We start from the raw sequence: 14,020 nt of genomic DNA, 5'->3' as shown, positions 1-14,020 counted from the left end.
CCACAGAGAGCTGTCCCCCATGACGTCCGCTGTCCACTCCGTCCCGGTGAGCGGCCTGAGCCACCTGACGAACGAAACCCGCATGATCGCCACGCCGTGGAGCCGCATGGTGCGCGGCATCGGCCTGGGTCAGTACCCCGTCGCCTACGATCCCGACGCAGCCGAGCGGATCCGCCGGACGTTCGCGCTGCTCACGGCCAAGGGCCTGGAGAGCGACGCCTACACCAGGTTCTCCCGCCTCCTGGCCGACTTCGTCCTGGCCGCCGCCGACCCGGAGCGTTCCCTGAGCCGCCCCGACCTGGCAGCCGGCCTGGCCCCGGTCCTCGCGGCCGTCCGCGCGCAGCGGAATCCGTACTTCCGGCTCATGGCCGGCTGCATCCTGATGGACGCCTTCGCCAAACTGGGCCTGGACACGGGCCTGCTGATCACCCCGGAAACAGACTTCCCCGCGGAGATCCTCGCCGTCGCCGACTCCATCGAGCCGGACCAGATCAAGGACGAGAACGCCGGGCGCCACGGCCAGTACGAGAAGCTGTCCGCCTACTCCGCGGTCTTCCTCGCACTCGGCCAACTCGGCCTCCAGGAAAGGCTGGTGACCGGAGCCCGCAACTACGTACGCGAGGCGCTGGCCCTGCTGGAGCAGATCCCGGCGCCGTTCTTCCGCGGCCGCGGCGGCGCCGTCCTCCTGTCGGTGACATGCCTGATCGGCTACGAACGGTTCATCCGGGACGAAGGCCGCGACCATGTGAAGGAAGTCCTCGACCACCTCGACCGCGCGGACGAGCTGGATGCCGCCCCGGCCTTTCCGCAGCCCATGTCGGAGAGCTTCCCGAAGATCTATCCGCTCCTGACCATGCTGAACGCCATCGCGATGAGCAGCCGGCCGCAGGAGTACCTCATGTACGGCCGGGACCGGCTGGCCGAGGCCCGGGAGTTGATGCAGCGCATCACCCCGGTCGAGCGCACCCACATGGGGCTGTACTACATCATCGCCCTGCACAACCTCGACCGTCTCGACGAGCAGGTGCCGCAACGGGACGCGCTCATCGAGGACATCGTCGGCGCGTGGGCGCACATCGACCCCGGAGCGAACTACTTCCTCAACGGGATCGCGTACGCCTACATCATCCAGACGGCCATGCTCACCGGCCGGATGGACCTGATCGGCGACGACGTGCTCGACCGGCTCGTGGACTGCTTCCCCGACCTGAACCGCACCGACGACGACCGGGTCAACCGCCCCTATCCGTTCGCCTACACGCTCAACGTGCTCGGCGAGATCGGCTGCTCCCAGCTCCTGTTCGAGCCCAGGGACGCCTATGACGGAGCCACCCCCGTCGCCTGGGTCGTCGACCAGCTCTCCGAGGGAGGCCGCGAGGAGCCCCGCCTGTACATGCTCAACCACGCGCTCATCGGATACGCCCTTCGCATGCGCGGACCCGCACGCAACGAAACGCCCCTGACCAGGGGTTTCCGTTTCGGCAGGACGTCCGAGCGGGTCGTCTGAGCGCCAGGTGACGCGGCGTCGGCGCGGCGGAGGGCGGGGCGGCGGCGGGCGGCGCGGCGGAGGGCGGGGCGGCGGCGGGCGGCGCGGCGGCGACGGATGGGGAGGAGGTGTATGCGGCGCATGGGGAGGTGGCGGCCTCGGCACACCGGGAGGAGGCCGCCCGGGCGCCCCGGAAGCAGGCGGACAGGCGCCCGCGGACCCCGGGGCCGTCCGTCTCCGCGAAGTGAACGGGCTCGGCGCCCGGGACCCGGGACGCCCGGCCCACCAGGGCGGACAGTAGAGTGCGGCCCGTCCCCCCGGGCCGCGTCCGAGCCCCCCAACGCACACCCCGAGGTACGCACACCGTGAACCCCGCTCCCGCAGCACCCCGCCCCGACGTCACCGTCGTCGGCATCGGGGCCGACGGGTGGGGTGGGCTCGCGGACACGGCGCGCGGGGTGCTCGCCGGGGCCGAGGTGATCGTCGGCGGGGCCCGGCAGCTCGCGTTGCTGCCCGCCGAGTGCGGCGGCGAGCGCCTCGCCTGGCCGACCCCGCTGCGCCCCGCCGTACCCGGGCTGATCGAAGCCCACCTCGGGCGCCGGATCGCCGTTCTGGCCAGCGGTGACCCCATGTTCTACGGGATCGGGCGCACCCTCACCGAGGTGCTGGGCGCCCCGCCCCGCGTGCTGCCGCACCCCTCCTCCCTCTCCTACGCCTGCGCCCGGCTCGGCTGGCCCGTCGAGGAGACCGAGGTCGTCACGCTCGTCGGCAGGCCGTCGGCCCGGCTGGCGGCGGTGCTGCACGAGGGGCGCCGGGTCCTCGTACTGAGCGCCGACGCCCGCACCCCGGCCGAGGTCGCGGCTCTGCTGTGCGACCGCGGGTTCGGGCCCAGCCGGATGCGGGTCCTCGAACAGCTCGGGTCCGAGCGCGAGACCGTCGTCGAGGGGAGCGTCGAGGGGAGCGCCGAGCGGTGGGACGCCGCACCCGGCGACGCGCTCAACGTCGTCGCCGTCGAGTGCCGCCGCGCCCCCGGCGCCCTCCGGCTCGGCGCCGTACCGGGACTGCCCGACTCCGCGTACGAGCACGACGGCCAGCTCACCAAGCGCCACGTCCGCGCCGCCACGCTCGGCGCGCTCGCGCCCGCGCCCGGCGAGACACTCTGGGACATCGGCGGCGGATCCGGTTCGATCGCGGTCGAGTGGATGCGCACGCACCCGTCCTGCCGGGCCGTCAGCGTCGAGCGGGACCCGGTGCGGGCCGAGCGGATCGGGCGCAACGCGGAACGGCTCGGTGTGCCGGGGCTGAAGGTCGTCACCGGAGCAGCGCCGGGCGTACTGGCCCAACTCGACTGTCCCCAGGCCGTGTTCATCGGCGGCGGGCTCACCGCTCCGGGGTTGCTCGACGCGTGCTGGGAGGCGCTCGCGCCGGGCGGGCGCCTCGTCGCCAACACCGTCACCCTTGAATCCGAGGCGCTGCTCGCCGAGTGGTACCGGCGCCACGGCGGCGAACTCGTCCGGCTCGCGGTCGCGCACGCCGTGCCGGTCGGCGGCTTCACGGGCTGGCGTCAGGCCATGCCGGTCACCCAGTGGGCCGTCGTCAAACCCGGTCCGCCGCCGTCGCCCGGATCCGTCAACACCCCTTCAGGAGCAGCCACATGACCGTGTACTTCATCGGCGCGGGGCCCGGCGCCGCCGACCTGATCACGGTGCGCGGCGCCCGTACGCTCGCCTCCTGCCAGGTGTGTCTGTACGCGGGCAGCCTGGTGCCGCGCGAACTCCTCGCGCAGTGCCCGGACGGCGCCCGGCTCGTGGACACCGCGCGGCTCAACCTGGATGAGATCACTGGGGAGTTGGTAAGCGCCCACGAGGCGGGACTCGACGTGGCGCGGCTGCACTCCGGTGACCCGTCGGTGTTCAGCGCCGTCGCCGAACAGATGCGGCGGCTCGACGCGGCGGGGGTGCCGTACGAGGTGGTGCCGGGGGTGCCGGCGTTCGCGGCGGCCGCCGCCGCGCTGAAGCGGGAGCTCACCGTGCCCACGGTGGGCCAGACGGTGATCCTGACGCGCATCGCGCAGCGCGCCACGGCGATGCCCGAGGGCGAGGATCTGGCGACGCTGGGGCGCAGCGGTGCACTGCTCGTCCTGCACCTGGCGGCGGGGTACGTCGACCGGGTCGTGGAGGAGCTGCTGCCGCACTACGGCCCGGACTGCCCCACCGCGGTGGTGGCCTTCGCGTCCCGGCCGGAGGAGCTGGTGCTGCGCGGGACGCTCTCGGACATCGCGGGGCAGGTCAAGGGCGCGGGTGTGGTGCGTACGGCGGTGATTTTGGTGGGGCGGGTGCTGGGGGCTTCCGGCTTCCGGGACAGCCACCTGTACTCGGCAGAACGCTGCCGAGACTGAACCACCCGCGCTGCGCGCAGCCGGGCCTGAGCATCGCCCCGGGCCCACGGCACCCCCTCGGCCGCTAGCCACGCCGGGCCTCTCGCGCAGGTCCCCGCGCCCCCAACCCGCTTTCGGGTGCGGACCGGTGGAGGCACCCGCGCCCTTCCGCGCGCCCCTGCAGGGCACCCGGTGCCTCCTGTACGGGCCCCGGGGGGCCGGGCCGGCGCTAGCGCGTTGGGGTGCTGCGGCCCACCACCCGGCCCGCTCGGTCGATGCACAGGACGTCCACCGTCACCGGCGCACCCCGCAGGACCGCGAGTGCCTCGTCGCGGGCGCGGGATGCGACCAGGTTGCCCAGGGGGACCGACGCCGCCTCGCACAGCTGGAGCGCGGCGAGGCCCGTGTTGGCTTCGGCCACCTCCGCGGCCAGCGATGCGCTCGCGCCGCCCTCGCGGGCCAGGGTCGCCAGGAACGCCTTGTCCACCTGGGAGCGGGCCGAGTGGAGGTCCAGGTGGCCCGCGGCCAGCTTGGAGAGTTTGGCGAAGCCGCCGCAGAGGGTGAGGCGGTCCACCGGGTGACGGCGTATGTACTTGAGGACCGCGCCCGCGAAGTCGCCCATGTCGAGCAGCGCGTCCTGCGGCAGGCCGTGCTCCGCGACCACCGTCCGCTCCGACGTCGAGCCCGTGCAGCCCGCCACATGCGTACGGCCCGCCGCACGCGCCACATCGACCCCGCGGCGGATGGAGTCGATCCACGCCGAGCACGAGTACGGCACCACGATGCCCGTCGTGCCCAGGATGGAGAGGCCGCCCAGGATCCCGAGGCGCGGGTTCCACGTGGAGCGGGCGATCTCGGCGCCGTGGTCGACGGAGATGGTGATCTCCACGTCGCCCGTCGCGCCGTGCCGCCCCGCCACCTCGCTCACGTGGTCCGTCATCATCCGGCGCGGCACCGGGTTGATCGCCGGTTCGCCCACCGCGAGCGGAAGCCCGGGCAGGGTGATCGTGCCCACGCCCTCGCCCGCCCGGAACACCACACCCGAGCCGGCCGGGAGCAGCCGTACCGTCGAGCGGATCAGCGCGCCGTGCGTCACGTCCGGGTCGTCACCCGCGTCCTTCACCACCGCCGCCATCGCGCACCCGGCGGCCAACTCCTCGGCGGCGAGCGCAAACGCGGGGGTCTGGCCGCGCGGCAGCGTGATCGTCACCGGGTCGGGGAAGTCGCCGGTCAGGAGCGCGGTGTACGCCGCCGTCGTGGCCGCCGTCGCACAGGCACCGGTCGTCCAGCCGGGGCGCAGGCCGGTGTGCTTGAGTTGGGCGTCGCGTCCGCCCGCCATCTCATGCTTGCCCTGCGCCTCGCCCCCGCCCGCCACCACACTCTCGCCCTGCGCCTCGCGTCCCCCCGCCGCCCCACGCCCGCCCTTCGCCTCACTCATGACCTTCGGCCTCACTCACGAACGGAACCGGATCCTGTGCACATCTTGATTCTGGGGGGTACGGGCGAGGCCCGTCGGCTCGCGGGGCTGCTGCACGACGCCGGGGCCGGCGGCGTACGCGTGACCAGTTCACTCGCGGGCCGGGTCGCCGAACCCCGGCTGCCGCCGGGCGAGGTCCGTGTCGGCGGGTTCGGCGGCGCCGACGGGCTCGCCGCGTGGCTGCGTACACACGCGGTGGACGCGCTCATCGACGCCACCCACCCCTTCGCCCGGACGATCAGTTTCAACGCGGCGGCCGCCGCCACGCAGGCCCATGTTCCCCTGCTCGCGCTGCGCAGGCCCGGCTGGGTCCCCGGCGACGGCGACCGCTGGCACCCGGCCGGCTCCCTCGACGAGGCCGCGGCCCTGCTGCCGGGACTCGGCAGCCGCGTCTTCCTGACCACCGGACGCATGGGCCTCGCCGCCTTCGCCCCCCTCGACGAGGTGTGGTTCCTCATGCGCTCCGTGGACGCGCCCGAGCCGCCCTGTCCGGCCCGGATGGAGGTGCTGCTCGACCGCGGACCGTTCACGCTGGAGGGGGAGCGGGAGGTGCTGCGAAGGCACCGCGTCGACGTGCTCGTCACCAAGGACAGCGGCGGCGCCGCGACCGCGCCCAAGCTGACCGCCGCCCGCGAGGCCGGCATCCCCGTCGTCGTGGTGCGCCGGCCACCCGTCCCGGACGGGGTGGCCGTGGCGGCCACCCCCGAGGAGGCGGCCGCCTGGACGCACCTGCTCACCGCCTGGCGCCGCGCGGGCCGGCCCTCCGGGTAGCGCTGCGCCGGGGCTTGCGCTCCGGTACAGCGCCGCGCGGGGTTCAGCCCTCCGGGTAGCGTCGCGGCGTCCAGACGACCTCCTCGCCGTCGCCGCGCCGTACCGTACGCGTCTGCGAGGAGCCGACCAGCAGGATCGTGCGCATGTCGACCTCGGCCGGGTCCAGGTCGGTCAGGCGCACGACGCGGACGCGCTCGGCGGGGCCGCCCACGTCCCGGGCCACCACGACCGGGGTGTCCGGCGCCCGGTGTTCCAGGAGCAGCTCGCGCGCCTTGGCCACCTGCCAAGTGCGGCTCGCCGAACCGGGGTTGTAGAGCGCGAGGACGAGATCGGCGGAGGCCGCGGCGTGCAGGCGCTCGGCGATGACCTCCCACGGCTTGAGCCGGTCGGAGAGCGAGATCGTCGCGTAGTCGTGGCCGAGCGGGGCGCCCGCGCGGGCGGCGGCCGCGTTGGCGGCGGTCACCCCCGGCAGGACCCGTACGGGAACGTCCGCGTACTCCGGCTGCGAGGCGACCTCCAGGACGGCGGTGGCCATCGCGAAGATGCCCGGGTCACCGCCCGACACCACGGCAACCCGCCTGCCCCGCAAGGCCAGTTGGAGTGCGAACTCGGCGCGCTCCGACTCCACTTTGTTGTCCGAGCCGTGCCGCCGCTGCCCGGGGCGCTCGGGCACCCGGTCCACGTATGTGGTGTAGCCGACGATGTCGTCGGCCGCGGCGAGCGCGCCCCGCGACTCGGGTGTCAGCCAGAGCGGGCCCGCGGGACCGGTGCCGACGACCACGACCTCACCGCGCGCACGCTCCGGCGCGACGGCGTCGACAGCGCTGACCGCGGCGACAGGGCCGACCGCGGCGACAGCGCTGACCGCGGCGACAGGGCCGACCGCGGCGACAGGGCCGACCGCGCCGGTAGGGCTGATCGCGCCGAGATGGCTGACCGCGCCGATACGGCTGGGCAGCACCGCGACGGAGAAGTACGGCACCGAATCGGCCTCGATGTCCGCGAGGTGGCCGGTCCGCTCGCCCGTCATCGTGGCGCGCTCCACATACCGCGCCTCGTCCAGCCGCCCCGAACGCTCAAGAGCCCGGCGCACCTTGGTGAACGTACGCCCCAGCTTCATCACCACCGCCGAGTCGGTGGCGGCCAGGCGCGCGGTCAGCTCCTCCTCCGGCAGCGTGCCGGGCAGGATGGTGAGCACCTCCTCGGCCTCCACCAGCGGCTCACCGAGCCGGGCGGCCGCGGCGCTCACCGAGGTCACCCCGGGGATCACCTCGGTGGGGTAGCGGTGCGCGAGCCGCTTGTGCATGTGCTGGTACGAGCCGTAGAACAGCGGGTCGCCCTCGGCGAGCACGGCGACCGTACGGCCCGCGTCGAGGTGGACGGCGAGCCGCGCCGACGCCTCCTCGTAGAAGTCGTCGAGCGCGCCCCGGTAGCCGCCGGGGTGGTCGGTGGTCTCCACGGTCAGCGGGTAGACCAGCTTCTCCTCGATGTGGTCGGCGCGAATGTGCTGCGCCGCGATCGAGCGCGCTATGGACCGGCCGTGTCGCGCCGAGTGGTACGCCACGACGTCCGCCGCGGCGATCGCCTCCACCGCGCGCACCGTCATCAGGGACGGGTCGCCGGGGCCGAGCCCGACCCCGTAGAGACGGCCCGTCGCGCTGCTGTTCTCGTTCATTCCGCCTCGCTCGCGATCGCGTTGAGTGCGGCGGCGGCGATCGCGCTGCCTCCGCGCCGGCCCCGTACCACCAGGTGCTCCAGGCCCGAAGGGTGCGCGGCGAGCGCGTCCTTGGACTCGGCGGCGCCGATGAATCCGACCGGTACGCCGATGACGGCCGCCGGACGCGGGGCGCCCTCCTCGATCATTTCGAGCAGCCGGAACAGGGCGGTCGGTGCGTTGCCGACGGCCACGACCGCGCCGTCGAGCCGGTCGCGCCACAGCTCAAGGGCGGCGGCGCTGCGCGTGGTGCCCAGTTTCGCCGCGAGGTCGGGCACGGAGGGGTCGTTCAGGGTGCAGATCACCTCGTTGTCGGCGGGCAGCCGCTTGCGGGTCACCCCGCTCGCCACCATCCGCGCGTCGCACAGGATCGGCGCGCCCGCGCGCAGCGCCTCGCGGGCCCGGGCCACGACGGCCGGCGTGTAGCCGAGGTCGCGGGTCAGGTCCGTCATGCCGCAGGCGTGGATCATGCGGACCGCGACCTGGCTCACGTCGGCGGGCAGCCCGGCGAGGTCCGCCTCGGCGCGGATCGTGGCAAAGGACTGGCGGTAGATCTCCGCGCCGTCCTTCTCGTAGTCGAACACTGTGCTCTCGCTCATCTCGTCGTTGTCCCTGTCCCGGTCCCTGTCCCTGTGCGGGGCCCCGGCCCGTACGCTCCCGGCCGGCCGTCGCCCCGCGCACCGGCGACCGCTGACCCCAACCCGCCTTTGTCCAGCGGCACTTGGTGCTCCCGTACGCCCCGTACCGTCACCGTGTAGTCGCCTTCGGCGGTGGCCGTCACGTCCACCCAGTCGCCGTGCGGATGCCCGCAGCGCCGCTCGCACCCCGACCAGTGGACCGGCAGGCCGCCCGTGCCCGGCAGGGCGTCCCGGCGCACGTCGGCCAGCGCCTTGGCGCACCCGGGGCGGCCGGTGCACGCCCCGACCCCGGCCCACGGGGCGTCGGGGCGGGTGGTGAAGCCGGCGTCGTCGAGTTCGCGCAGGCGGGCGCGGGCGCCGGGCTCGTCGAAGCCGGGGACGACGAACCCGCGCCACGGGGTGATCCTGACCTCGCCGCCGGGGCCGGGGAGCGCCCGGAGCCGCGCGGCGGAGACGCGGCCCAGTACGGGGGCCACGACCAGGGCGTACGTTCCGTCGGGGCTCGCGACGATGCCGGGGGGCGGGGCGGGGGCGGCCTCCTGCGCGTCGTCCGGTACGGGGGCGGGGGTGGCCGGGATGCGCGCGCGAGCCAGGGCGGAGGCGAGGTCGACCTCGTGGCCCGGGGGGAGTTCGTGGACCCGCCAGGCGCCGTTGCCCGCGGCGGTGGCGGTGTCGAGGAAGGCGCGGGCGGCTTCCAGGGCGGCGCGGGGTGCGTCGGCCGCGGCCACGCGCAGCGCGCTCGCCCCGATCCGTACGACGACGGTGTCCTGCTCCTGTGCGAGCAACGTCACATCGGCGCCGAGGCGCGCGACGTCGCCGCGGCCGTCGTCCAGGGCGAACAGGAAGCGGCCGGAGAGAGCGGTCGTCCAGGCCTGGGCGCACAGGAGGGCGTCCAGGGCGTGGAGGCGGGTGCGGATGCCGGTGCCGGTGCCGCCGCCGGTACGGGTGCCGGTGCCGGTGGCGCCGCCGGTGGCCGTGGCGTGGCCGGTGTCGTGGCCTCGGCCGTCGAGGCCTGCCAGGGGCGAGGCGATGATGTTGCGTACGCGCTCGTGGGTCTGGGAGGGCATCAGGCCGGTGTGGCGCAGGAGTTCGGCGAGTGCGTTGGTGTGGGGGGCCGCGATGCCGCGCAGCTCCGCGTTGCCGCGGGAGGTGAGAGTGAGGTGGCCGTCTCCGTACCGCTCGGCGGCGGTGGCCAGCGCCTCGACCTGACGGGCCGTCAAGATGCCGCCGGGCAGGCGGAGTCGGGCGAGGTTGCCGTCGGCAGCGGTGTGCAGCCGCAGGGCTCCGGGGCAGGCGTCGTCGCGGTCCCGTACGACGGGGGTACGCGTGACTGCTCCCGGGGTGCACCCTATGGGGGGTTCGCCCTGGTTGGGGGGTGTTGCGGAGGGGGGCGGCATGGCGGCGAGCATACCCAGGTCGCATCCGCGGGGTGTGGGGTGCGGGGTTGGGTGGCCCTGCCAAGGGCAGCCCACCCAGGGGTGCGGGGAACTGCGCGAGACGGGGGCACGGTCCGCAGCCGACCGACGCTTGTAGGGGCGCGGGGAACTGCGCGGGAAGCGGGCACGGTCCGCAGGTCGGGGTTGGAAGGGGCCCCGTGCGGGCTCGGCCGGGGTGGGGGTGGGGCGGGTCGCTACTATGCAGGCGGCGGGCCAACCGACCCGCCGGCGTCGCCGGCCACGGCGACAGGGGAGGAAGCCCGGTGTGATTCCGGCGCGGTCCCGCCACTGTGAGCCCGTACCGAGGAAGCCTCGGAGCCCGGGTGAGCCAGGAACTCCCGCTCCCCGCAAGGGAGAACCATCCGACACCACCCGGGGCGCGGACACCCCGAGGAAGGCCTGACGCCGCATGCTGCACTCGTCCGGGGAGCCCGCGGAGGACCCCCGCCCCATCCTGCTCCTGTCGACGTCCGACACCGACCTCCTCAGCGCCCGCGCCGCACACGGCGGCCCCGTGCCGTACCGGTACGCGAACCCGTCGCGGCTCGACCTCGACAGCCTGCCCGCGCTCATCGACGGCGTCGGCCTCGTCGTCGTACGGCTCCTCGGCGGCGTACGCGCCTGGCAGGACGGGCTCGACCAGCTCACCGCGAGCGGGCTGCCCGTCGTCGTCCTCACCGGCGAGCAGGCTCCGGACGCCCAGCTGATGGCCGCCTCCACCGTCCCCGTCGGCATCGCCGCCGAAGCGCACGCCTACCTCGCGCACGGCGGCCCCGCCAACCTCGACCAGCTCGCCCGGTTCCTCTCCGACACCGTGCTGCTCACCGGCCACGGCTTCGAGCCGCCCGCGCCCGCCCCGTCCTGGGGCCCCCTGGAGCGCACGGCCCGCCCCGTCGAGGGCCCCACCGTCGCCGTTCTCTACTACCGCGCCCACCACATGAGCGGCAACACCGCCTTCGTCGACACCCTGTGCGGCGCCATCGAGGACGCCGGCGCCCGCCCGCTCCCGCTGTACGTGTCCTCGCTGCGCGACCCCGAGCCCGCGCTCATCGACGAACTGCGCGCCGCCGACGCCATCGTGACCACCGTCCTCGCCGCGGGCGGCACCAAGCCCGCCACCGCCTCCGCGGGCGGCGACGACGAGTCCTGGGACGCCGGCGCGCTCAGCGGACTCGACGTACCGATCCTCCAGGCGCTCTGCCTCACCGGCTCGCGCAGCGCCTGGGAGGAGAACGACGAGGGTGTCTCGCCGCTCGACGCGGCCAGCCAGATCGCCGTCCCCGAGTTCGACGGCCGCCTCATCACCGTGCCGTTCTCCTTCAAGGAGATCGACGAGGACGGGCTGCCCGCCTACGTCGCCGACGCCGAGCGCGCCGCCCGCGTCGCCGGCATCGCCGTGCGGCACGCGAAGCTTGCGCACATCCCCGCCGCCGACAAGCGCCTCGCGCTCGTCCTCTCCGCGTACCCCACCAAGCACTCCCGCATCGGCAACGCCGTCGGCCTCGACACCCCCGCCAGCGCCGTCGCACTCCTGCGCCGGCTGCGCGCCGAGGGCTACGACTTCGGGCCCGAGAGCGACATCCCGGGTCTCGTCTCCGGCGACGGCGACGAACTCATCCGCGCCCTCATCGACGCCGGCGGCCACGACCAGGAATGGCTCACCGAGGAGCAGCTCGCCGCCAACCCGGTCCGCATCCCCGCCGCCGACTACAAGCGCTGGTACGCCACCCTCCCCGAGGAACTGCGCACAGGCGTCGAGCAGCACTGGGGGCCGCCGCCCGGCGAGATGTTCCTCGACCGCTCCCGCGTCGGCCACGGCGGCGACCCGGAGGGCGACATCGTGCTCGCCGCCCTGCGCCGCGGCAACCTGCTCATCCTCATCCAGCCGCCGCGCGGCTTCGGCGAGAACCCGATCGCGATCTACCACGACTCCGATCTGCCGCCCTCGCACCACTACCTGGCCGCCTACCGCTGGATCGCGGCGAGCGCAGCCGACGGCGGATTCGGCGCCGACGCGATGATCCACCTCGGCAAGCACGGCAACCTGGAGTGGCTGCCCGGCAAGAACGCCGGCCTGTCCGCCGCCTGCGGCCCCGACGCCGCGCTCGGCGACATCCCGCTCGTCTACCCGTTCCTCGTCAACGACCCCGGTGAGGGCACCCAGGCCAAGCGCCGCGTGCACGCCACCCTCATCGACCACCTCGTACCGCCGATGGCCCGCGCCGACTCCTACGGAGACATCGCGCGCCTGGAGCAACTCCTCGACGAGCACGCCCAGATCGCCGCCATGGACCCGGCGAAGCTGCCCGCGATCCGCGCCCAGATCTGGACGCTCATCCAGGCCGCCAAACTCGACCACGACCTCGGCCTCGACGACCGGCCCGAGGACGAGGGCTTCGACGAGTTCATCATGCATCTCGACGGCTGGCTCTGTGAGATCAAGGACGTCCAGATCCGCGACGGCCTGCACGTCCTCGGCAACGCCCCGGCCGGCGCCGACCGCGTCAACCTGGTCCTCGCCATCCTGCGCGCCCGCCAGATCTGGGGCGGCACCACCGCCCTGCCCGGCCTGCGCGAAGCCCTCGGGCTCGACGAGTCCGCCGCCACCCGCACCACCGCCGACGAGGCCGAGGAACAGGCCCGCGGCCTCGTGCAGTTGATGGACGACGCAGGGTGGGATCTCGCGGCGCTTCCCGCCGATCAGCCCCAACAGGTGCGCACGATCCTGGAGTTCGCGGCCCGCGAGGTCGTGCCGCGTCTCGCCGCCACCACCGCCGAACTCGACCACACCGTGCACGCCCTGAACGGCGGCTTCGTCCCGGCGGGCCCCTCCGGCTCCCCGCTGCGCGGCCTCGTCAACGTCCTGCCGACCGGCCGCAACTTCTACTCCGTCGACCCCAAGGCCGTCCCCTCCCGGCTCGCCTGGGAGACCGGCCAGGCACTCGCCGAATCCCTCGCCGAGCGCTACCGCACCGACAACGGCGACTGGCCGACCTCCGTCGGGCTCTCCCTGTGGGGTACGAGCGCCATGCGCACCGCGGGCGACGACGTCGCCGAGGCCATGGCCCTGCTCGGCGTACGGCCCGTCTGGGACGACGCCTCGCGCCGGGTCACCGGCCTGGAGCCCATCCCGCTCGACGAACTCGGGCGCCCCCGCATCGACGTCACCCTGCGCATCTCGGGCTTCTTCCGCGACGCCTTCCCGCACACCATCGGCCTGCTCGACGACGCGGTCCGCCTCGCGGCCTCCCTCGACGAGCCCGCCGACGTCAACTACGTCCGCGCCCACACCCAGGCCGACCTCGCCGAACACGGTGACGAACGCCGCGCCACCACCCGCATCTTCGGCTCCCGCCCCGGCACCTACGGCGCGGGCCTGCTCCAGCTCATCGACTCCCGCAACTGGCGCACCGACGCCGACCTCGCCGAGGTCTACACCGTGTGGGGCGGCTACGCCTACGGCCGCGAACTCGACGGGCGCCCGGCGCGGGACGAGATGGAGACGGCGTACAAGCGCATCGCTGTCGCCGCCAAGAACACCGACACCCGCGAACACGACATCGCCGACTCGGACGACTACTTCCAGTACCACGGCGGCATGGTCGCCACCGTGCGCGCCCTGCGCGGCACCGCGCCCGAGGCGTACATCGGCGACTCCACCCGCCCCGAGACCGTCAAGACCCGCACCCTGGTCGAGGAGACCTCGCGCGTCTTCCGGGCCCGCGTCGTCAACCCCAAGTGGATCGAGGCGATGCGCCGCCACGGCTACAAGGGTGCCTTCGAACTCGCCGCCACCGTCGACTACTTGTTCGGCTACGACGCCACGACCGGCGTGGTCGCCGACTGGATGTACGACAAGCTCACCGAGACGTACGTCCTCGACCCGGCCAACCGCGAATTCCTGCAGAACGCCAACCCGTGGGCCCTGCACGGCATCGCGGAACGCCTCCTGGAGGCCGAGTCGCGCGGCATGTGGGCCAAGCCCGACCCGGCGGTCCTCGAAGCCCTGCGCCAGGTGTACCTGGAGACCTCCTGCGCGCCGATGGCGTCCATCTCCTCGCGTACGACGGTGGAGATGTTGTCCAGGACCTTCTTGCCGAGCGGCAGCCAGGTCCAGATGC

At 74.2% G+C, this 14,020-nt stretch carries 9 protein-coding genes and 1 riboswitch; of the genes, 5 read left to right on the top strand and 4 right to left on the bottom strand.

Going from position 1 to position 14,020, the window contains the following annotated elements:
- Window positions 1–19: 19 nt before the first annotated feature.
- From AB0D31_RS22150 to cobM, 3 genes are all read left to right on the top strand, one after another.
- Complete coding sequence (locus AB0D31_RS22150; RefSeq protein ID WP_362725706.1) at window positions 20–1,507, top strand: hypothetical protein; 1,488 nt, start codon at window positions 20–22, stop codon at window positions 1,505–1,507.
- 344 nt (window positions 1,508–1,851) lie between these two features.
- Window positions 1,852–3,144 carry a precorrin-6y C5,15-methyltransferase (decarboxylating) subunit CbiE gene (gene cbiE / locus AB0D31_RS22145; protein WP_362725703.1) on the top strand — a complete coding sequence of 431 codons (1,293 nt, stop codon included), beginning with the start codon at window positions 1,852–1,854 and terminating at the stop codon, window positions 3,142–3,144.
- The gene (gene cobM, locus AB0D31_RS22140) at window positions 3,141–3,884 is read left to right on the top strand and encodes a precorrin-4 C(11)-methyltransferase (RefSeq protein WP_362725700.1); all 744 of its coding nucleotides are present in this window, start codon (window positions 3,141–3,143) and stop codon (window positions 3,882–3,884) included. The genes cbiE and cobM overlap by 4 nt, the downstream gene beginning before the upstream one ends.
- Before the next feature lie 208 nt (window positions 3,885–4,092).
- Here cobM and AB0D31_RS22135 read toward each other — a convergent pair whose 3' ends face one another.
- Entirely contained in the window at window positions 4,093–5,202 is a 1,110-nt protein-coding gene (locus AB0D31_RS22135) for a cobalt-precorrin-5B (C(1))-methyltransferase (protein WP_362725856.1), read from the bottom strand.
- Between the two features lie 135 nt (window positions 5,203–5,337).
- Between AB0D31_RS22135 and AB0D31_RS22130 the strand changes: the two genes are divergently transcribed.
- Window positions 5,338–6,111 (top strand): cobalt-precorrin-6A reductase, encoded by a 774-nt coding sequence (locus tag AB0D31_RS22130; protein WP_362725697.1) that lies wholly within the window; start codon window positions 5,338–5,340, stop codon window positions 6,109–6,111.
- 43 nt (window positions 6,112–6,154) lie between these two features.
- Here the strand turns inward: AB0D31_RS22130 and AB0D31_RS22125 are convergent, their stop codons facing one another.
- Genes AB0D31_RS22125 through AB0D31_RS22115 form a run of 3 tightly spaced genes read right to left on the bottom strand, consistent with a single transcriptional unit; the run spans window position 6,155 to window position 9,860 of the window.
- A complete protein-coding gene (locus AB0D31_RS22125; protein ID WP_362725695.1) occupies window positions 6,155–7,786 on the bottom strand; it encodes a precorrin-2 C(20)-methyltransferase in 1,632 nt (543 codons plus the stop codon).
- Window positions 7,783–8,424 carry a precorrin-8X methylmutase gene (locus AB0D31_RS22120; protein WP_362725692.1) on the bottom strand — a complete coding sequence of 214 codons (642 nt, stop codon included), beginning with the start codon at window positions 8,422–8,424 and terminating at the stop codon, window positions 7,783–7,785. Before AB0D31_RS22120 ends, AB0D31_RS22125 begins: the two co-directional genes overlap by 4 nt.
- Complete coding sequence (locus tag AB0D31_RS22115; RefSeq protein WP_362725689.1) at window positions 8,421–9,860, bottom strand: cobalamin biosynthesis protein CobG; 1,440 nt, start codon at window positions 9,858–9,860, stop codon at window positions 8,421–8,423. The genes AB0D31_RS22120 and AB0D31_RS22115 overlap by 4 nt, the downstream gene beginning before the upstream one ends.
- A 291-nt stretch (window positions 9,861–10,151) precedes the next feature.
- A riboswitch (cobalamin riboswitch) is annotated at window positions 10,152–10,237 on the top strand.
- 71 nt (window positions 10,238–10,308) lie between these two features.
- Between AB0D31_RS22115 and cobN the strand changes: the two genes are divergently transcribed.
- A partial coding sequence (cobN, locus tag AB0D31_RS22110) for a cobaltochelatase subunit CobN (protein WP_362725686.1) occupies window positions 10,309–14,020 on the top strand: 3,712 nt, incomplete at its 3' end.

Origin of the sequence: Streptomyces sp. NPDC048361 (assembly GCF_040651795.1) — a bacterium.
Lineage (GTDB): Bacteria > Actinomycetota > Actinomycetes > Streptomycetales > Streptomycetaceae > Streptomyces.
The sequence above is the reverse complement of the archived record's forward strand: the minus strand, read 5'-3'. Positions and strand labels throughout refer to the sequence as shown.

Coding starts and splice junctions, on each gene's coding strand:
- AB0D31_RS22135 (WP_362725856.1), bottom strand. CDS start 5,202: ATGGCGGGCGGACGCGACGCCCAACTCAAGCACACCGGCCTGCGCCCC.
- cobM (WP_362725700.1), top strand. CDS start 3,141: ATGACCGTGTACTTCATCGGCGCGGGGCCCGGCGCCGCCGACCTGATC.
- AB0D31_RS22125 (WP_362725695.1), bottom strand. CDS start 7,786: ATGAACGAGAACAGCAGCGCGACGGGCCGTCTCTACGGGGTCGGGCTC.
- AB0D31_RS22115 (WP_362725689.1), bottom strand. CDS start 9,860: ATGCCGCCCCCCTCCGCAACACCCCCCAACCAGGGCGAACCCCCCATA.
- AB0D31_RS22150 (WP_362725706.1), top strand. CDS start 20: ATGACGTCCGCTGTCCACTCCGTCCCGGTGAGCGGCCTGAGCCACCTG.
- AB0D31_RS22120 (WP_362725692.1), bottom strand. CDS start 8,424: ATGAGCGAGAGCACAGTGTTCGACTACGAGAAGGACGGCGCGGAGATC.